This window comes from Bacillus sp. SN1 (assembly GCF_002796895.1).
GTDB classification, from domain to species: Bacteria; Bacillota; Bacilli; order Bacillales; family Bacillaceae; genus Bacillus; species Bacillus inaquosorum.
In genome coordinates, this window is sequence record NZ_PHIE01000001.1 from 138,723 (window position 1) to 157,880 (window position 19,158).

The 19,158-nt window shown below is 47.7% G+C and carries 18 protein-coding genes; 17 read left to right on the top strand and 1 reads right to left on the bottom strand.

From position 1 onward, the window contains the following. Positions 1–14: 14 nt before the first annotated feature. The 9 genes from CVV77_RS00825 (at position 15) to prpB (ending at position 8,628) form a co-directional block, all read left to right on the top strand. Positions 15–308 (top strand): hypothetical protein, encoded by a 294-nt coding sequence (locus CVV77_RS00825; protein WP_088112464.1) that lies wholly within the window; start codon positions 15–17, stop codon positions 306–308. A 21-nt stretch (positions 309–329) separates the two neighbouring features. Then, positions 330–950 (top strand): N-acetylmuramoyl-L-alanine amidase family protein, encoded by a 621-nt coding sequence (locus CVV77_RS00830; protein WP_088110630.1) that lies wholly within the window; start codon positions 330–332, stop codon positions 948–950. A gap of 78 nt (positions 951–1,028) precedes the next feature. After that, complete coding sequence (locus CVV77_RS00835; RefSeq protein WP_100274418.1) at positions 1,029–1,760, top strand: glycerophosphodiester phosphodiesterase; 732 nt, start codon at positions 1,029–1,031, stop codon at positions 1,758–1,760. A 120-nt stretch (positions 1,761–1,880) separates the two neighbouring features. After that, positions 1,881–3,062, top strand: a complete 1,182-nt coding sequence (locus CVV77_RS00840) for an acetyl-CoA C-acetyltransferase (protein WP_100274419.1) — start codon at positions 1,881–1,883, stop codon at positions 3,060–3,062. Between the two features lie 24 nt (positions 3,063–3,086). Continuing rightward, positions 3,087–3,950, top strand: coding sequence for a 3-hydroxybutyryl-CoA dehydrogenase (locus CVV77_RS00845; protein WP_100274420.1), 864 nt, complete (start codon positions 3,087–3,089; stop codon positions 3,948–3,950). A 27-nt stretch (positions 3,951–3,977) separates the two neighbouring features. Beyond that, the gene (locus CVV77_RS00850; RefSeq protein WP_100274421.1) at positions 3,978–5,117 is read left to right on the top strand and encodes an acyl-CoA dehydrogenase; all 1,140 of its coding nucleotides are present in this window, start codon (positions 3,978–3,980) and stop codon (positions 5,115–5,117) included. Between the two features lie 31 nt (positions 5,118–5,148). After that, on the top strand, positions 5,149–6,270 hold the full coding sequence (gene mmgD / locus CVV77_RS00855; RefSeq protein WP_100274422.1) for a citrate synthase: 1,122 nt from the start codon (positions 5,149–5,151) through the stop codon (positions 6,268–6,270). 17 nt (positions 6,271–6,287) lie between these two features. Continuing rightward, positions 6,288–7,706 (top strand): bifunctional 2-methylcitrate dehydratase/aconitate hydratase, encoded by a 1,419-nt coding sequence (locus tag CVV77_RS00860; protein ID WP_100275115.1) that lies wholly within the window; start codon positions 6,288–6,290, stop codon positions 7,704–7,706. A gap of 16 nt (positions 7,707–7,722) precedes the next feature. Beyond that, on the top strand, positions 7,723–8,628 hold the full coding sequence (gene prpB / locus CVV77_RS00865; protein WP_019258853.1) for a methylisocitrate lyase: 906 nt from the start codon (positions 7,723–7,725) through the stop codon (positions 8,626–8,628). A 42-nt stretch (positions 8,629–8,670) separates the two neighbouring features. Here the strand turns inward: prpB and CVV77_RS00870 are convergent, their stop codons facing one another. Further along, complete coding sequence (locus CVV77_RS00870; protein WP_019258852.1) at positions 8,671–8,907, bottom strand: DUF2627 domain-containing protein; 237 nt, start codon at positions 8,905–8,907, stop codon at positions 8,671–8,673. A 152-nt stretch (positions 8,908–9,059) separates the two neighbouring features. On the opposite strand from CVV77_RS00870, the gene CVV77_RS00875 reads away from it, so the two are divergent. The 8 genes from CVV77_RS00875 (at position 9,060) to bfmBB (ending at position 19,127) form a co-directional block, all read left to right on the top strand. Further along, a complete protein-coding gene (locus CVV77_RS00875; protein ID WP_019258851.1) occupies positions 9,060–11,138 on the top strand; it encodes a sigma-54 interaction domain-containing protein in 2,079 nt (692 codons plus the stop codon). 124 nt (positions 11,139–11,262) lie between these two features. Next, positions 11,263–12,162 (top strand): phosphate butyryltransferase, encoded by a 900-nt coding sequence (gene yqiS / locus CVV77_RS00880; protein WP_100274423.1) that lies wholly within the window; start codon positions 11,263–11,265, stop codon positions 12,160–12,162. Between the two features lie 11 nt (positions 12,163–12,173). Then, positions 12,174–13,268 carry a branched-chain amino acid dehydrogenase gene (gene bcd / locus CVV77_RS00885; protein WP_100274424.1) on the top strand — a complete coding sequence of 365 codons (1,095 nt, stop codon included), beginning with the start codon at positions 12,174–12,176 and terminating at the stop codon, positions 13,266–13,268. 18 nt (positions 13,269–13,286) lie between these two features. Continuing rightward, entirely contained in the window at positions 13,287–14,378 is a 1,092-nt protein-coding gene (buk, locus tag CVV77_RS00890; protein ID WP_100274425.1) for a butyrate kinase, read from the top strand. A gap of 20 nt (positions 14,379–14,398) precedes the next feature. Next, positions 14,399–15,823: a dihydrolipoyl dehydrogenase gene (lpdA, locus tag CVV77_RS00895; protein ID WP_100274426.1), complete on the top strand. Its 1,425-nt coding sequence runs from the start codon at positions 14,399–14,401 to the stop codon at positions 15,821–15,823. 21 nt (positions 15,824–15,844) lie between these two features. Next, positions 15,845–16,837 carry a 3-methyl-2-oxobutanoate dehydrogenase subunit alpha gene (gene bfmBAA, locus CVV77_RS00900; RefSeq protein WP_100274427.1) on the top strand — a complete coding sequence of 331 codons (993 nt, stop codon included), beginning with the start codon at positions 15,845–15,847 and terminating at the stop codon, positions 16,835–16,837. Between the two features lie 13 nt (positions 16,838–16,850). Then, complete coding sequence (gene bfmBAB, locus CVV77_RS00905) at positions 16,851–17,834, top strand: 3-methyl-2-oxobutanoate dehydrogenase subunit beta (RefSeq protein WP_003236844.1); 984 nt, start codon at positions 16,851–16,853, stop codon at positions 17,832–17,834. Between the two features lie 21 nt (positions 17,835–17,855). Continuing rightward, positions 17,856–19,127: a branched-chain alpha-keto dehydrogenase complex dihydrolipoyllysine-residue (2-methylpropanoyl)transferase gene (bfmBB, locus tag CVV77_RS00910; RefSeq protein WP_100274428.1), complete on the top strand. Its 1,272-nt coding sequence runs from the start codon at positions 17,856–17,858 to the stop codon at positions 19,125–19,127. The last annotated feature ends 31 nt before the right edge of the window (positions 19,128–19,158 follow it).

The window sequence follows — 19,158 nt, forward strand, 5'->3', positions numbered from 1 at the left end:
GAAGAGGTGATCATGTGAAACAAACGGCTCTTTTGCTGTTTACTGTGCTCTTTCTCTCAGGGTGCAGTATTGCAAGTGCGGATGACTCAGCCCCAAGGTTTACCGAAGAGGGAAAATACATTGGCTCGGCTGACCCTCATACGATCGCGGTTTCCCTTAACGGAGAAGAAACCATGATACAAGTTCCGAAGGATAAACGTGATGAATGTGAATCACTGCCAGATCACACAAATATCCAGGTGAAATATATAAAAAAGGATAATGGAACCTTACAGCTGGAAGACATTCAGCTGCAGAAGAATTCGTGATAAAAGACCGGAGGGAGAAAGTTGAGAAAGTTATGGAGGAGCTTGGCGCTATGCGGATTGGCTTTGACGCTCGCGCCTTGCGCACAGGCGGCAGAGCCGATAGAAGGGAAAACAGTATACATTGATGCCGGACACGGCGGTGAAGACAGCGGAGCAGTCGGGAACGGGCTCTTTGAAAAGGATATTAATTTAGCAGTTTCCGAGCATGTGACGGACAAGCTAAAAGCGGAGGGAGCCAATCCTGTTGCGTCTAGGTCAGACGATCATTTTCTGACCTTGGAGGACAGAGTGGCAAAGGCAAGTGCCAATCACGCCGATCTTTTTGTCAGCATTCATGTGAATTCCGGGGTTGCTTCAGCTTCAGGAACAGAAACGTATTTTCAATCTGATTATGAAGGGGAAAACAGCCGGCGTCTGGCCACCGATATTCAATCACAGCTCCTCTCATCCTTACAGACAAGAGACAGAGGTGTGAAGGAATCAGACTTTTACGTCATTACATATTCACAAATGCCGAGTGTACTGGCGGAGCTTGGATTTATCACAAACAGCTCTGACGCGGACAAGCTCGGAAGCGAAGAATACCAGCAAAAGGCCGCGGATGCGATTGTCAACGGTATTGATTCTTATTACGATCAGTAGATTGATACAGCCTTAATCCTAGAGTGGAAACGCCAAAATCAGTATAATGGAGAAAACGTTAGGGCTTGAGGTGAAACGATGACAGAGATTTTTGCCCATCGGGGGGCATCAGGTCAATTTCCCGAAAATACAATGCTTGCATTTGAAAAAGGAATTGAGGCGGGAGCAGACGGAATAGAGCTTGATGTACAGCTGACAAAAGACGGACGCATTGTTGTGATCCATGATGAAAGACTCGACCGGACGACATCGCTCAAAGGATTCGTGAAGGATACAGTGTATGATGTGATAAAAACGGCAAATGCGGCGGCAAATCACAATCAAACGGACAGTGATATCAAAGTGCCGCTGCTTGAAGACGTGCTCTCATGGGCAGAAAAAAAGAATTTTCTCATCAACATTGAATTAAAAAACAGCGTGATCCGTTATGAGGGAATGGAAGAAAAAGTGCTGGAGGCAGTGAAGCGATTCAATATAGAGGAGAGAATCATCCTATCCACATTTAACCATGAAAGCTTGGCGCTATGCGCCCGGCTTGCTCCCCATATCGAACGGGCGGCATTGACTTCAGATGTGCTTTATCAGGCTGACCGGTATATCACATCAATTCCGGCTTCCGGCTATCACCCGAAGCTGAACAGCCCGGCAACAGCGGATAAAGTACTGAAGAAAATGAGGAACAGTTCGATCAAGGTAAGGCCGTATACAGTTAATCGGCCGGAAGATATGAAGCATCTCATTGAAGCGGGGGCAGACGGCATTTTCACCGATTTTCCTGCAAAGGCTTTGGCATTGTTAAAAAATAAATAGTTGTTTTAGAAGGAGGCGCAGCCTTCTTTTTTCATTCATTCATGCCCGTTTCAAAGCATACATTCATAGAAGACAACTAGAAATTGTAAGCGCTGTCTATCTTCTGAATGAGGTGAAACCATGAGGAAAACAGTCATTGTAAGTGCCGCAAGAACACCATTTGGCAAATTCGGCGGGGCGTTGAAAGAGGTGAAAGCTGCTGAGCTTGGGGGCGTTGCGATGAAGGAGGCGTTACATCGCGCTGGAGTCTCTGGAGACGATGCGGAAGGAACTGTCATGGGCATGGTTGTTCAAGCCGGCTCAGGGCAGATACCTTCCCGGCAAGCTGCCCGTCTGGCTGGAATGCCTTGGAGTGTGCCGTCAGAAACGCTGAATAAAGTCTGTGCATCCGGACTTCGAGCGGTCACCCTATGTGATCAAATGATCCGGGCGCAAGATGCGGACATTCTTGTTGCCGGGGGAATGGAAAGCATGAGCAATATTCCGTATGCCGTTCCCGCCGGGCGCTGGGGAGCGCGGATGGGAGATGGGGAGCTTAGAGATTTAATGGTTTATGACGGGTTAACGTGCGCGTTTGACGAGGTGCATATGGCTGTTCACGGAAATACAGCGGCCAAGGAATATGGAATCTCACGCAGGGAGCAGGATGAATGGGCGATAAGAAGTCATGCGCGGGCAGCTAAGGCAGCTGATGAAGGAAAGCTTCAGAATGAAATTGTTCCTGTCAGCTGGATCGGACGAAAAGGAAAAACAAACATTGTCGACAAAGATGAAGCGATTCGGCGTGACACAAATCTGGATCAGCTTGCAAAACTTTCCCCGATTTATACAAGTGACGGTTCCGTCACAGCCGGCAATGCTCCCGGAGTCAATGACGGAGCCGGTGCGTTCGTGCTGATGTCTGAGGACAAAGCTGCTGCGCTTGGCAAACGGCCTCTGGCTACAATTCTTGGTTTTTCCACTATGGGAATGCAAGCGCACGAGCTAGCGGCAGCACCGGGGTTTGCAATCAACAAGCTGCTAAAAAAGACTGGTTTAACCGTTCGAGATATTGATTTGTTTGAAGTAAATGAAGCGTTTGCTTCTGTTGTTTTGACATGCAAAAAAATCGTCGGTTTCGATCTTGAAAAAGTAAATGTGAACGGCGGTGCGATCGCGCTCGGCCACCCGATTGGCGCAAGCGGGGCGAGAATTCTCATGACGCTTGTTTACGAATTAAAGCGCCGGGGAGGGGGACTGGGCGTTGCCGCCATTTGCAGCGGTGCGGCTCAGGGGGACGCCGTCTTAGTGCAGGTTCATTAAAACATGACGAAAAAGGGGATTTGAATGGAAATGAAACAAATCATGGTAGCTGGCGCAGGACAGATGGGAAGCGGAATTGCTCAAACAGCTGCTGACGCAGGCTTTTATGTGCGAATGTACGATGTGAACCCGGAGGCTGCGGAGGCAGGATTGAAGCGGTTGAAGAAAAAGTTGACCCGTGATGCTGAGAAAGGAAGGAAGACCGAAGCGGAAGTTAAGAGTGTGATCAGCCGCATTTCGCTCTCTCAAACGCTTGAGGAGGCAAAGCATGCGGACATTGTGATTGAGGCTATCGCAGAAAACATGACAGCGAAAACCGAGATGTTTAAAACACTTGATCACATTTGCCCGCCTCATACGATTTTGGCCAGCAATACATCCTCCTTGCCTATTACAGAAATCGCTGCGGTGACAAACCGGCCTGACCGAGTCATTGGCATGCACTTTATGAATCCCGTTCCTGTGATGAAGCTGGTAGAAGTGATACGCGGCTTGGCTACGTCAGAAGAAACAGCCTTAGATGTTATGGGATTAGCGGAAAAGATGGGGAAAACACCGGTAGAAGTCAATGATTTTCCGGGGTTTGTTTCCAACCGCGTGCTTCTTCCGATGATTAATGAAGCCATCTATTGTGTGTATGAGGGAGTAGCGAAGCCGGAGGCAATAGACGAGGTGATGAAGCTGGGCATGAACCATCCGATGGGGCCGCTTACATTAGCGGATTTTATCGGGCTTGATACGTGTTTATCGATTATGGAAGTTCTTCATTCCGGCCTTGGCGATTCCAAATACCGTCCTTGCCCGCTGCTTCGCAAATATGTCAAAGCGGGCTGGCTTGGCAAAAAGAGCGGACGCGGTTTTTATCAATATGAGGAGAGGACTTCCTGAAGTCAATTCCATCCGGGGGTGGCCGAGTTGCATATAACCCAAGAGCAGGTCATGATGCGAAAAATGGTGCGTGATTTTGCCCGAAAAGAAATTACTCCCGCTGCGGAAATCATGGAGAAAACGGACGAATTTCCGTCTCAGCTGATCAAAAAAATGGGTGAACATGGCTTGATGGGAATACCGGTGCCGGAGCAATACGGCGGCGCTGGGGCGGATATTGTTTCTTATATTTTTGCGATTCATGAGATTTCTAAAATCAGCGCGGCTGTCGGTGTCATTCTTTCCGTTCATACCTCAGTCGGCACAAATCCGATTCTGTACTTCGGCAACGAAGAACAGAAGATGAAATATATACCGAAGCTCGCTTCCGGAGACCATTTGGGCGCATTTGCGCTGACGGAGCCTCACTCGGGGTCGGATGCCGGAAGCCTTCGCACAACAGCAATCAAAAAGAACGGCAAATACCTATTAAACGGATCGAAAATATTTATTACAAACGGCGGAGCCGCCGATATCTATATCACGTTTGCTTTAACAGCTCCAGATCAAGGCAGGCACGGGATTTCGGCTTTTATCGTTGAAAAAAACACCCCTGGTTTTACCGTTGGAAAAAAAGAAAAAAAGCTAGGGCTCTATGGCTCCAATACGACGGAACTGATTTTTGACAATGCAGAAGTGCCTGAAGAAAATTTGCTTGGCAAAGAGGGTGATGGATTTCACATTGCCATGGCGAATTTAAATGTCGGCCGCATCGGCATTGGGGCACAGGCGCTTGGGATTGCAGAGGCGGCGCTTGAGCATGCCGTTCATTACGCGAAACAGAGAATGCAATTTGGAAGGCCTATCGCAGCCAATCAAGGCATATCGTTTAAGCTGGCTGACATGGCGACAAGGGCTGAGGCGGCAAGGCATCTTGTTTATCACGCGGCAGACCTTCATAACCGCGGCTTGGCCTGCGGAAAAGAAGCATCTATGGCTAAACAATTTGCATCCGATTCCGCGGTAAAGGCGGCGTTAGACGCCGTCCAAATTTACGGGGGATACGGCTATATGAAGGATTATCCGGTCGAGCGTCTGCTTCGCGATGCAAAGGTGACGCAGATCTATGAAGGGACGAACGAGATTCAAAGACTGATTATTTCCAAGCATTTGCTTGGCGGAATCTGATAGACAAAAACGCAAAACGGAGGTTGAGGATATGGAGGAGAAACAGCATTATTCTCCAGGTTTGGACGGTGTGATCGCGGCAGAAACTCATATTTCTTATCTTGACACGCAGTTCAGCCAGATTTTGATACGAGGCTATGATTTAATTGATCTTTCTAAAACAAAAAGCTACCTGGAGCTTGTCCATTTATTGCTGGAGGGCAGGCTGCCGGAAGAAAGTGAAACGGAAACGCTGGAAAGAAAAATAAACAGCGCATCAAGCTTGCCGGCTGATCATCTCCGCCTGCTTGAGCTGCTCCCTGAGCACACTCATCCAATGGATAGCCTGCGGACAGGACTGTCAGCACTTGCCGGCTATGATCGGCAAATTGATGATCGGTCTCCTTCTGCAAACAAAGAACGCGCCTATCAGCTTCTGGGGAAAATGCCTGCCCTCACTGCTGCCAGCTACAGGATCATCAATAAGAAAGAGCCGATTCTTCCGCTTCAAACCCTATCCTACAGTGCAAATTTTCTATACATGATGACAGGGAAATTGCCGTCCTCACTGGAAGAGCAGATTTTTGATCGGTCCCTCGTCTTGTACAGTGAGCATGAGATGCCGAATTCAACATTTGCGGCAAGGGTCATCGCTTCTACACATTCAGATCTTTATGGCGCTTTGACAGGAGCTGTTGCCTCCCTGAAAGGGAATCTTCACGGAGGAGCAAACGAAGCCGTGATGTATATGCTTTTGGATGCGAAAACACCGTCCGAGTTTGAGCAGCTTCTGCAAACGAAACTGAAAAGAAAAGAAAAAATTATGGGATTCGGCCACCGGGTGTATATGAAAAAAATGGACCCGAGAGCACTCATAATGAAAGAAGCGCTGCAGCAATTATGCGATAAAGCCGGAGACTATCGTTTATACGAGATGTGTGAAGCAGGCGAGCAGCTGATGGAGAAGGAAAAAGGGCTTTACCCGAATTTGGATTACTACGCTGCCCCGGTGTACTGGATGCTCGGCATACCGATTCCTTTGTATACGCCTGTCTTTTTCAGCGCGAGAACGTCCGGTTTATGCGCCCATGTAATTGAGCAGCATTCCAATAACCGCCTTTTCCGTCCTCGTGTCAGCTATATGGGCCCGCGCCATCAGGCGAATCATAAATGATGAAAGGAACTGGTAGAATGCTGAAAACGGATCATGTCATTGAAGAAATCACAGACTATGTGCTTGAGAAAGAGATTACAAGCTCCGAGGCGTATACAACAGCAGGGCATGTGTTGCTGGATACGCTGGGCTGCGGGATTTTAGCACTCCGGTATCCCGAATGCACAAAGCTGCTCGGCCCGATTGTTCCCGGAACGATTGTGCCGAATGGAAGCAAAGTACCGGGAACGTCATATGTTCTCGATCCTGTAAAGGCAGCGTTTAATATCGGCTGCATGATCCGCTGGCTCGATTACAACGATACGTGGCTGGCGGCGGAGTGGGGGCATCCGTCCGATAATCTGGGAGGAATCCTTGCCGTTGCCGATTATGTATCGAGAGTGAGGCTGTCTGAAGGAAAAGAGCCTTTAACGGTACGAGACGTACTTGAAATGATGATCAAAGCACACGAGATTCAAGGCGTGCTTGCATTAGAAAACAGCTTAAACCGAGTTGGCCTTGATCATGTTCTGTTCGTTAAAGTTGCGACAGCTGCTGTTGCAACTAAGCTTTTGGGCGGCGGAAGAGAAGAAATCAAAAATGCGCTTTCGAATGCATGGATTGACAATGCAGCCTTGAGGACATACCGGCATTCACCGAATACCGGCTCGCGCAAATCGTGGGCGGCAGGAGACGCAACGAGCAGAGGTGTTCATTTGGCGCTGATGGCGTTAAAAGGGGAAATGGGTTATCCGACAGCTTTGAGCGCACCGGGATGGGGCTTCCAAGACGTTTTATTCAATAAGCAAGAGATCAAACTCGCCCGCTCGCTAGATGCTTATGTCATGGAAAATGTGTTATTTAAAGTGTCTTATCCTGCGGAATTTCACGCTCAGACAGCGGCGGAGTGTGCTGTCATTCTTCATCCGCAGGTAAAGGACCGGATTGATGAGATTGACCGTGTTGTCATCAGAACGCATGAATCCGCTATCCGAATCATTGATAAAAAAGGCCCGCTTCACAATCCGGCAGATCGTGATCACTGCCTTCAATACATCACAGCAATCGGTTTGCTTTTTGGTGATATCACAGCGCAGCATTATGAGGCTGAAACAGCGATTGATCCGAGAATAGATAAACTTCGGGGTAAAATGGAAGTGACTGAAAATAAAGTATATACCGAGGATTACCTGAAACCCGACAAGCGTTCCATTTCAAACGCCGTACAAATTCATTTTAAAGACGGAACGAGCACGGAGATGGTGGAATGTGAATTTCCGCTCGGCCACCGTTTTCGAAGAGACGAGGCAGTGCCGAAACTGCTGGAAAAGTTTTCTGCCAATCTCAAAACCCATTTTTCTGATAAACAGTACAAACACATTTATGAGCACTGTACTAACTATGAGACATTACAAACGATGCGCGTAAATGAATTCGTAGATATGTTCTGCATGTAAAAGGAGGACTTGTGTCATGTCGTGGATCGTCAATAAGCAATCGTCACAAGAGGAGCTTGCCGGACGTTTCCGCAAGCTGATGTCAGCACCGGACATTCTGCAAATTCCCGGCGCCCATGACGGAATGGCCGCCTTGCTTGCGAAGGAGGCCGGTTTTTCTGCTATTTATTTGTCTGGTGCGGCATATACAGCCAGCAGGGGGCTTCCTGATTTAGGGATCATCACGTCGGCAGAGATGGCTGATCGGGCCAAGGATCTTGTGCGCGCAGCTGATCTGCCTCTGCTTGTGGATATCGATACGGGATTTGGCGGTGTGTTAAATGCCGCCCGAACCGCCCGTGAGATGCTAGAAGCCAGAGTAGCCGCTGTTCAAATAGAGGACCAGCAGCTTCCGAAAAAATGCGGGCATTTAAATGGCAAACAGCTTGTTCCGATAAAGGAGATGGCGCAAAAAATAAAAGCGATCAAACAAGCGGCGCCCTCCCTTGTCGTTGTTGCCCGTACTGATGCCAGGGCGCAGGAAGGGCTTGATGCCGCGATGAAACGGTCAGCGGCTTACATTGAGGCTGGAGCGGACGCGATTTTCCCGGAAGCGCTTCAGGAGGAGAACGAATTCCGCCAGTTTGCTGAGCGCATCTCCGTTCCGCTCCTTGCGAATATGACCGAGTTTGGGAAAACGCCGTATTATCGTGCCGATGAATTCGAAGATATGGGGTTTCACATGGTGATTTATCCTGTCACATCGCTTCGAGCGGCGGCAAAAGCTTATGAGCGGATGTTTGGTTTGATTAAGGAGCACGGCTCGCAAAAAGAAGGCCTGCATGATATGCAGACACGAAAAGAACTGTACGATACGATTTCTTACTATGACTATGAAGCGTTAGATAAAACGATTGCCAAAACCGTTTTGCCTGACGAATAGTTTTGATCAAAAAAGCCGGGGCGTTCTCCGGCTTTTTTGCAGCTATCGTTTTCTGAATCGCGGGCTGACTTGATTGCGTTTTCTGTCTCTGTATAAAATGAACCCGGCCAGCACATAAAGTCCGAACGCAAAAAAGATGAATCCTGACAAACCTTGGAGCCAAAGAGCTGCAAATGGCTTTAGCGTATTGCCGAAAAGTGTATCCCTCATCAGTTTAATGCCTAAAGCGGAAATGGCGCCGGGGAGGACTAATATCAAAAGCGCAAGAAGTCGGCTCATCCTCAGAAAACCCCTTTATCTTTTCATTTCCTTTATTGTCCAGCGGAAAAAATATTTTGTCAAGAGAAGAAAACGTGGTAACATAGGGTTGTGCAAATTATTGCAACGGAATAAATAGGTGTGCAAATTTTTTCATACAAAGGGGTAACGGGATGCAAAAGGTACTGATTGTAGGTGCCGGCAAAAGGGGAACGGCGTTATTACATATTTTGATCAAAACAGCCGTCATAGATATCATTGCCGTGGTTGACAAAGACCCCGAGGCGCCGGGATTGAAAGAAGCAGAACGGTATGGAATTGCCGTTTCATCTGATTGGAAACCTTACATACAACAAAAACCGGATATCGTCATTCATACCACCGGCGATCAAGCCGTGTTTGACGAACTCCTTCAGGAAAAGCATGAAGAGACCATTGTCATGCCGGGAAAAATGGCGTACATCGTTTTTCAGCTGATGGAAGAGAAGCAGCAGCTGATTCAAATGCTGAAAGAGCAAACATATAAACACGATAGAATTTTTAATTCCACTCATGACGGAATGATTTTCATTGATATCAATGAAGAAATCATTCTCTTTAACCATATGGCCGAAAAAATGGTCGGGAAAAAACGCGAGGAAGTCATCGGGCGACCGATAAAAGAAGTCATTCCGAGCACAAAGATGCCGCGGATTTTAAAAACGAGAGAGCCTGAATATAACCAGAAGCAGCTTTTAGGCGATCATTTGCAAATTGTGACCACTAGGCTGCCGATTATTGATGAAGGCGGACGTCTGCTCGGGGCGCTTTGTGTGTTTAAAGATATCACCGATGCTGTCGAGCTGGCAGAGGAAGTGACAAATTTAAAGCAGGTCCGTACGATGCTGGAGGCGATTATTCAATCCTCCGATGAGGCGATTTCTGTCGTTGATGAAAACGGTATTGGCCTTTTGATCAATAAAGCATATACGAAAATGACGGGGCTTTCTGAAAAAGAAGTCATCGGCAAGCCTGCAAACACTGATATTTCTGAAGGCGAAAGCATGCACTTAAAGGTGCTTGAAACAAGACGCCCTGTCCGCGGTGTCAGAATGAAGGTCGGCCCCAATGAAAAAGAAGTCATCGTCAATGTAGCGCCGGTGATTGTAGACGGGATTTTGAAAGGCAGCGTCGGTGTGATTCATGATGTGTCTGAAATTAAAATGCTGACTGCGGAGCTTAATCGGGCCAGACAAATCATTCGCACGCTTGAAGCGAAATACACTTTCGACGACATTATCGGCACAAGCGAGCAAATGCTGGTTGCGCTTGAGCAGGCGAAGCTCGGGGCGAAAACGCCGGCTACCATTTTGCTGCGTGGGGAATCAGGAACAGGAAAAGAACTGTTCGCCCATGCCATCCATAACGAAAGCGACCGGAAATTCAATAAATTTATTCGCGTGAATTGCGCAGCCCTTTCTGAAAACCTGCTCGAATCTGAATTGTTCGGCTATGAGGATGGTGCGTTTTCAGGAGCGAAGCGAGGCGGTAAAAAGGGCTTATTTGAAGAAGCCAATAACGGCAGTATTTTCTTAGATGAAATCGGTGAGCTGACACAAAATATGCAGGCGAAATTGCTCCGCGTCCTTCAAGAGAAAGAAATCGTCAGAGTGGGCGGCACAAAAGCGATCCCTGTCAATGTTAGAGTAATCGCGGCGACAAATGTAAATATCGAAAAGGCGATGGCGGATGGAACGTTCCGCGAAGACCTGTATTACAGGATCAACCGCTATCCCATCTCCATCCCGCCTTTACGGCAGCGGCTGGAAGACATTGAGGCATTAAGCGTCAGGCTTATCCAAAAGATCAACCGGGATTACGGCAGGAATGTAAAGGGGCTCTCACAGCAAGCCGTGCGTGCCTTATCCGCGTACCATTGGCCTGGAAATGTCCGCGAGCTGGAAAATGTCCTTGGACGAGCCATGATTTTTCTAAATCCGCATATGGAATGGATTGAAAAAGATCACTTGCCTGTTTTCGAACTTGAACAAAAAGAAAGTGATACAGAGCAGGGGACAGGTTTTGATTTTCCGGATATTGAAGGCGAAAAGCTGTCTGTCGCAGTAGAAAAATTTGAAGCGCATTTAATCCAGCAAACGCTCGAAAAGCATCATTTTAACCGGACAAAAACAGCGAAAGCCCTCGGTGTCAGCATACGGAATTTATATTACAAAATGGATAAATACGGCCTTGCAAATGAAGGCATGCAATAATTTGCAGAATAAACGCAAACATCTGCACGGATTTTTCAATATATCTGGTATGACAGCAAGGTGAGGAGCTGGCATGGAACTTGCATAATAAAAGGCGGAGTCGAAATAAGAAAGGTGGTAACAGATGAAGCTGAAAGATTTAATCGGCAAAGCGTCGATGTACAAAAACAAGACCATTGCGGTTGCCCATGCTGAGGATGAGGAAGTGATCCGGGCAGTAAAGCTGGCAGCCGAGCATCTATCCGCCCGTTTTTTGTTAACGGGCGACAGCAAAAAACTGAACGATCTGACAGCATCTATGCAAGGGCATCAAGTGGAAATCGTTCATGCCGATACGCCTGAGGAATCGGCAAAATTAGCGGTTCGTGCTGTGCATCACAAATCAGCGGATATTTTAATGAAAGGCAATGTGCCGACTTCTGTTTTGCTTAAAGCGGTGTTGAACAGACAGGAGGGGCTTCGGTCATCCAGTGTCCTTTCCCACGTGGCTGTGTTTGATATACCGGACTTTGACAGATTGATGTTTGTGACAGATTCGGCAATGAATATTGCCCCTTCGCTGGAAGAGCTTCGGCAGATTTTGCAAAATGCCGTTCATGTGGCCCACGCAGTAGGGAACAATATGCCAAAAGCAGCAGCTCTGGCAGCAGTCGAAACGGTGAACCCGAAAATGGAAGCGACAGTGAATGCAGCTGCTCTTGCTCAAATGTACAAAAGAGGCCAAATCAAAGGCTGCATTGTTGATGGACCGCTTGCTTTGGATAACGCAGTATCACAAATTGCCGCAGCCCAGAAAAAGATTTCGGGAGATGTAGCGGGCAGCGCTGATATCCTTCTCGTCCCAACAATTGAGGCCGGCAATATTTTATATAAATCACTGATTTATTTTGCGAAGGCCAGCGTGGCGGCTGTCATTATAGGAGCAAAAGCGCCGATTGCCTTAACGAGCAGAGCGGACTCCGCTGAAAATAAACTGTATTCCATTGCGCTGGCAATATGCGCATCTGAAGAATACACACATTAGGAGGAACGAACATGGAACTTTTTAAATATATGGAGAAATACGATTACGAACAATTGGTGTTCTGCCAAGATGAACAATCAGGCTTAAAAGCGATTATCGCGATTCATGATACAACGCTCGGTCCGGCGCTTGGCGGAACGAGAATGTGGACATATGAGAATGAAGAAGCGGCGATTGAAGACGCGCTCAGACTGGCAAGAGGCATGACCTATAAAAACGCGGCAGCAGGCTTAAACCTTGGCGGCGGAAAAACAGTGATTATCGGCGATCCGCGAAAAGACAAAAATGAAGAAATGTTCCGCGCGTTTGGCCGCTATATTCAAGGACTGAACGGCAGATACATTACAGCTGAAGATGTGGGCACAACAGTTGAGGATATGGACATCATTCATGATGAAACAGACTATGTCACAGGGATTTCTCCTGCTTTCGGCTCTTCTGGAAATCCATCTCCAGTTACAGCGTACGGGGTGTACAGAGGAATGAAAGCAGCCGCTAAAGCTGCTTTCGGAACTGACTCTCTTGAAGGGAAAACGATCGCTGTGCAGGGTGTAGGGAACGTAGCCTACAACCTATGCCGCCACCTGCATGAAGAAGCGGCAAACTTAATCGTTACGGATATCAACAAACAATCAGTACAGCGCGCAGTTGAAGATTTTGGCGCCCGTGCGGTTGATCCGGAAGAGATTTATTCACAAGACTGTGATATTTATGCGCCGTGTGCCCTTGGTGCGACAATCAACGACGACACTATTAAACAGCTGAAGGCGAAAGTCATCGCGGGTGCAGCGAACAACCAATTAAAAGAAACACGTCATGGCGATCAAATTCATGAAATGGGCATCGTTTACGCGCCGGATTATGTCATTAACGCTGGCGGCGTCATCAACGTTGCAGATGAGCTTTACGGCTATAATGCGGAACGCGCATTGAAGAAAGTTGAAGGCATTTACGGCAATATTGAGCGTGTACTTGAAATTTCTCAGCGTGACGGCATTCCGACGTATTTAGCGGCTGACCGCTTGGCAGAGGAACGGATTGAACGCATGCGCCGCTCAAGAAGCCAGTTTTTGCAAAACGGCCACAGTGTATTAAGCAGACGTTAAGAAATTGATCTGGAGGTTATGAAAGTGCTACATGATGAAAAACGCATTCTCACAATTAATCCAGGCTCAACTTCAACGAAAATCGGTGTTTTTCATAACGAACGAAGCATTTTTGAAAAAACATTGAGACACAACATAGAAGAGCTGCAGCGATTTGACCATATTATTGATCAGTATGAATTTCGCAAACACCATATTCTCGAAACGCTTCATGAACAGGGAATTAATATCTCAAAGTTTGATGCAGTCTGCGCCAGAGGCGGCCTTCTCCGGCCGATTGAAGGCGGAACTTACGAAGTGAACGATGACATGATTATGGACTTGAAAAGCGGCTACGCCGGCCAGCATGCTTCTAATCTAGGCGGCATTATCGCGCGTGAAATCGCTGACGGCCTGAATATTCCTTCATATATCGTCGACCCTGTTGTCGTAGACGAAATGTCAGTGCTCGCAAAAATCTCAGGCATGCCTGAGATTGAACGGAAAAGCATTTTTCATGCGTTAAACCAAAAAGCTGTCGCCCGTAAGGCGGCAGCCTCTCTTGGCAAACGATATGAGAACATGAAAATGATTATTACCCATATGGGCGGCGGTATTACAATTGGCGTCCATGACCACGGGCGAGTGGTCGATGTCAATAACGGTCTTCACGGAGAGGGGCCATTCAGTCCTGAACGCGCAGGAACAGTGCCTGCGGGAGATCTTGTGGATTTATGTTTTTCAGGACAGTATACAAAAGAAGAAATCATGAAAAAACTGGTGGGCACCGGCGGGCTTTTAGGCTATCTCGGTACGAATGACGCAGTAAAAGTGGAACAGATGATTCAGGGTGGCGATGAAAAAGCCCGCTTCATTTTTGATGCCATGGCGTATCAGGTAGCAAAGGAAATCGGAGCAGCCAGCGCGGCATTAAAAGGCGAAGTTGAAGCGATTGTGCTGACGGGAGGCCTTGCGTACGGCAAAAGCTTTGTTTCCAATATCAGATCATACATAGATTGGATTTCAGACGTTTTAGTCTATCCGGGAGAAAATGAACTGCAGTCTCTGGCCCAAGGGGCGCTCAGGGTATTGCTGGGCGAAGAGCAATCCAAACAATATCGTATTGAATAGACAGACAGGAGTGAGTCACCATGGCAACTGAGTATGACATAGTCATTCTGGGCGGCGGTACCGGCGGTTATGTTGCGGCGATCAGGGCCGCTCAGCTCGGCTTAAAAACAGCCGTTGTTGAAAAGGAAAAGCTCGGGGGAACATGTCTCCATAAAGGCTGTATCCCGAGTAAAGCGCTGCTTAGAAGTGCAGAGGTATATCGGACTGCTCGTGAAGCCGACCAATTCGGAGTGGAAACGGAAGGCGTGTCCCTCAACTTTGAAAAAGTGCAGCAGCGTAAGCAAGCTGTTGTTGATAAGCTTGCAGCCGGTGTGAATCATTTAATGAAAAAAGGAAAAATCGACGTGTATAACGGATATGGCCGTATCCTCGGACCGTCAATCTTCTCTCCGATGCCTGGAACGATTTCTGTTGAGCGGGGAAATGGCGAAGAAAATGACATGCTGATCCCGAAACAAGTCATCATTGCAACAGGATCAAGACCGAGAATGCTTCCGGGCCTTGAAGCGGACGGCAAGTATGTATTGACTTCAGATGAGGCTCTCCAATTGGAAGAGCTGCCAAAATCGATCATCATCGTCGGCGGAGGCGTTATCGGTATCGAATGGGCATCTATGCTTCATGATTTTGGCGTGAAGGTAACGGTTATTGAATACGCGGACCGCATATTGCCGACTGAAGATCAAGACATTTCAAAAGAAATGGAAAGTCTTCTTAAGAAAAAAGGCATTCAGTTCGTTACAGGCACAAAAGTGCTGCCTGACACAATGGCAAAAACATCAGACGACATCAGCATACAAGCGGAAAAAGACGGAGAAACCGTTACCTACTCTGCTGAAAAAATGCTCGTTTCCATCGGCAGACAGGCAAATATCGAAGGCATCGGCATAGAAAACACCGATATTGTCACTGAAAATGGCGTCATTTCAGTCAATGAAAACTGCCAAACGAAGGAATCTCATATTTATGCAATCGGAGACGTGATCGGGGGCCTTCAATTAGCCCATGTTGCATCACATGAAGGAATCATTGCCGTTGAGCATTTTGCAGGTCTCAATCCGCATCCGCTTGATCCAACGCTTGTACCGAAGTGCATCTACTCTAGCCCGGAAGCTGCCAGTGTCGGCTTAACCGAAGAAGAGGCAAAGGAGAATGGGCATAATGTCAAGATCGGCAAATTCCCATTTATGGCAATTGGAAAAGCGCTTGTATACGGAGAAAGCGACGGATTTGTAAAAATCGTGGCGGATCGTGATACGGATGATATTCTCGGCGTGCATATGATCGGCCCGCATGTCACCGACATGATTTCAGAAGCTGGTCTTGCCAAAGTGCTGGATGCGACGCCGTGGGAGGTCGGACAAACGATTCACCCGCATCCGACGCTTTCTGAAGCGATTGGAGAAGCAGCGCTTGCCGCAGACGGCAAAGCCATTCATTTTTAAAAGCATAAAGGAGGGGCTTGAATGAGTACAAACCGACATCAAGCACTAGGGCTGACTGATCAGGAAGCCGTTGATATGTATAGAACCATGCTGTTAGCAAGAAAAATTGATGAAAGAATGTGGCTGTTAAACCGCTCTGGCAAAATTCCATTCGTGATCTCTTGTCAAGGACAGGAAGCAGCACAGGTAGGAGCGGCTTTCGCTCTTGACCGTGAAATGGATTATGTACTGCCGTACTACAGAGATATGGGTGTCGTGCTGGCGTTTGGTATGACAGCAAAGGACTTAATGATGTCCGGGTTTGCCAAAGCATCAGATCCGAACTCAGGAGGCCGCCAGATGCCGGGGCATTTTGGACAAAAGAAAAACCGCATCGTGACGGGATCATCTCCAGTAACAACGCAAGTGCCGCACGCAGTCGGCATTGCGCTGGCGGGACGTATGGAGAAAAAGGATATCGCAGCCTTTGTTACATTTGGTGAAGGCTCTTCAAACCAAGGCGATTTCCATGAAGGGGCAAACTTTGCCGCTGTCCATAAGCTGCCGGTTATTTTCATGTGTGAAAACAACAAATACGCAATCTCAGTGCCTTACGATAAGCAAGTTGCATGTGAGAACATTTCCGACCGTGCCGTAGGCTATGGGATGCCTGGCGTAACTGTGAATGGAAATGATCCGCTGGAAGTTTATCAAGCGGTTAAAGAAGCACGCGAACGGGCGCGAAGAGGAGAAGGCCCGACATTAATTGAAACCATTTCTTACCGCCTTACACCGCATTCCAGTGATGACGATGACAGCAGCTACAGAGGCCGTGAAGAAGTAGAGGAAGCGAAAAAAAGTGATCCCCTGCTTACTTACCAAGCTTACTTAAAGGAAACAGGCCTGCTGTCCGATGAGACAGAACAAACCATGCTGGATGAGATCATGGCAATCATCAACGAAGCGACGGATGAAGCGGAGAACGCCCCTTATGCAGCTCCTGAGTCAGCGCTTGATTATGTGTATGCGAAGTAGGGAGGAAGAACAAATGTCAGTAATGTCATATATTGATTCGATCAATTTGGCGATGAAAGAGGAAATGGAACGAGATCCTCGCGTTTTCGTTCTTGGGGAAGATGTAGGAAAAAAAGGCGGTGTATTTAAAGCCACAGCCGGCCTGTACGAACAATTCGGGGAAGAGCGTGTTATGGATACGCCGCTTGCTGAATCAGCGATCGCCGGAGTCGGTATCGGAGCGGCTATGTACGGCATGAGACCGATTGCCGAAATGCAATTTGCTGATTTTATTATGCCAGCGGTCAACCAAATCATTTCTGAAGCGGCTAAAATCCGCTACCGCAGCAACAATGACTGGAGCTGTCCGATTGTTGTCAGAGCGCCATACGGCGGAGGCGTACACGGGGCCCTTTATCATTCTCAATCAGTCGAGGCGATTTTCGCCAATCAGCCCGGACTGAAAATTGTCATGCCTTCAACGCCATATGACGCGAAAGGACTCTTAAAAGCCGCAGTTCGTGATGAAGATCCGGTGCTGTTTTTTGAGCACAAGCGCGCCTACCGCCTGATAAAAGGAGAGGTTCCGGCAGATGATTATGTCCTGCCAATCGGCAAGGCTGATGTAAAACGGGAAGGCGACGACATCACGGTAATCACATATGGCCTGTGTGTCCACTTCGCGTTACAGGCTGCAGAACGTCTCGAAAAAGATGGCATCTCAGTACATGTGGTGGATTTAAGAACGGTTTACCCGCTTGATAAAGAAGCAATCATCGAAGCCGCATCCAAAACTGGAAAGGTCCTTTTGGTCACAGAAGATACAAAAGAAGGCAGCATCATGAGTGAGGTAGCTGCGATTATATCCGAGCATTGTCTCTTCGACTTAGACGCGCCGATCAAACGGCTTGCAGGTCCTGATATTCCGGCTATGCCTTATGCGCCGACAATGGAAAAATACTTTATGGTCAACCCTGATAAAGTGGAAGCGGCGATGAGAGAACTAGCGGAGTTTTAAAGACGTAAGGAGGATACAATCATGGCAATTGAACAAATGACGATGCCGCAGCTTGGAGAAAGCGTGACAGAGGGGACGATCAGCAAATGGCTTGTCTCCCCCGGTGATAAAGTGAACAAGTACGATCCGATAGCGGAAGTCATGACAGATAAAGTAAATGCAGAGGTTCCGTCTTCTTTTACCGGGACGATAACAGAGCTTGTGGGTGAAGAAGGCCAGACCCTGCAAGTCGGAGAAGTGATTTGCAAAATCGAAACAGAAGGCGCGAATCCGGCTGAACAAAAACAAGAGCAGCCAGTGGCATCAGAAGCTGCTGAGACGCCTGCTGCAGAAAGCGCCGAAGCAGCCAGTCAGCCAAATAAAAAGCGCTACTCGCCAGCTGTACTCCGTTTAGCCGGAGAGCACGGCATTGATCTTGATCAAGTGACAGGAACTGGTGCCGGCGGCCGCATTACGCGAAAAGATATTCAGCGTATCATTGAGACAGGCGGCGTGCAAGAACGGCCTGAGAAGCCGAAAACAGCAGCTCCTGCACCTGAGTCTGCACCAAAACCAGAGCCGAAGGAAGAGATTTCATATCCTGCGTCTGCAGCCGGAGATAAAGAAATCCCTGTCACAGGCGTAAGAAAAGCAATTGCTTCCAATATGAAACGAAGCAAAACAGAAATTCCGCATGCTTGGACGATGATGGAAGTCGACGTCACAAATATGGTGGCATACCGCAACAGTATAAAAGATTCATTCAAGAAGACAGAAGGGTTTAATTTAACGTTCTTCGCCTTTTTCGTCAAAGCGGTCGCTCAGGCGTTAAAAGAATTCCCGCAAATGAATAGTATGTGGGCGGGCGACAAGATTATTCAGAAAAAGGATATCAATATTTCAATAGCGGTTGCGACAGAGGATTCTTTATTTGTTCCGGTGATTAAAAACGCTGATGAAAAAACAATTAAAGGCATTGCGAGAGAAATTACTGACCTTGCCAAAAAAGTAAGAGACGGAAAACTCTCAGCAGACGACATGCAGGGAGGAACGTTTACCGTCAACAATACAGGTTCGTTCGGATCTGTACAGTCGATGGGCATCATCAACTACCCTCAGGCTGCGATTCTTCAAGTGGAATCCATCGTCAAACGCCCGGTTGTCATGGATCATGGCATGATTGCTGTCAGAGACATGGTCAATCTGTGCCTGTCCTTGGATCACAGAGTGCTTGACGGCCTTGTGTGCGGGCGATTCCTGGGACGAGTGAAACAAATTTTAGAATCGATTGACGAAAAAACATCTGTTTACTAAATAAGCAAAAAGAGCATTTTTTGACACATAT

Coding starts and splice junctions, on each gene's coding strand:
- CVV77_RS00835 (WP_100274418.1), top strand. CDS start 1,029: ATGACAGAGATTTTTGCCCATCGGGGGGCATCAGGTCAATTTCCCGAA.
- CVV77_RS00840 (WP_100274419.1), top strand. CDS start 1,881: ATGAGGAAAACAGTCATTGTAAGTGCCGCAAGAACACCATTTGGCAAA.
- CVV77_RS00845 (WP_100274420.1), top strand. CDS start 3,087: ATGGAAATGAAACAAATCATGGTAGCTGGCGCAGGACAGATGGGAAGC.
- mmgD (WP_100274422.1), top strand. CDS start 5,149: ATGGAGGAGAAACAGCATTATTCTCCAGGTTTGGACGGTGTGATCGCG.
- CVV77_RS00860 (WP_100275115.1), top strand. CDS start 6,288: ATGCTGAAAACGGATCATGTCATTGAAGAAATCACAGACTATGTGCTT.
- prpB (WP_019258853.1), top strand. CDS start 7,723: ATGTCGTGGATCGTCAATAAGCAATCGTCACAAGAGGAGCTTGCCGGA.
- CVV77_RS00870 (WP_019258852.1), bottom strand. CDS start 8,907: ATGAGCCGACTTCTTGCGCTTTTGATATTAGTCCTCCCCGGCGCCATT.
- CVV77_RS00875 (WP_019258851.1), top strand. CDS start 9,060: ATGCAAAAGGTACTGATTGTAGGTGCCGGCAAAAGGGGAACGGCGTTA.
- yqiS (WP_100274423.1), top strand. CDS start 11,263: ATGAAGCTGAAAGATTTAATCGGCAAAGCGTCGATGTACAAAAACAAG.
- bcd (WP_100274424.1), top strand. CDS start 12,174: ATGGAACTTTTTAAATATATGGAGAAATACGATTACGAACAATTGGTG.
- buk (WP_100274425.1), top strand. CDS start 13,287: ATGAAAGTGCTACATGATGAAAAACGCATTCTCACAATTAATCCAGGC.
- lpdA (WP_100274426.1), top strand. CDS start 14,399: ATGGCAACTGAGTATGACATAGTCATTCTGGGCGGCGGTACCGGCGGT.
- bfmBAA (WP_100274427.1), top strand. CDS start 15,845: ATGAGTACAAACCGACATCAAGCACTAGGGCTGACTGATCAGGAAGCC.
- bfmBAB (WP_003236844.1), top strand. CDS start 16,851: ATGTCAGTAATGTCATATATTGATTCGATCAATTTGGCGATGAAAGAG.
- bfmBB (WP_100274428.1), top strand. CDS start 17,856: ATGGCAATTGAACAAATGACGATGCCGCAGCTTGGAGAAAGCGTGACA.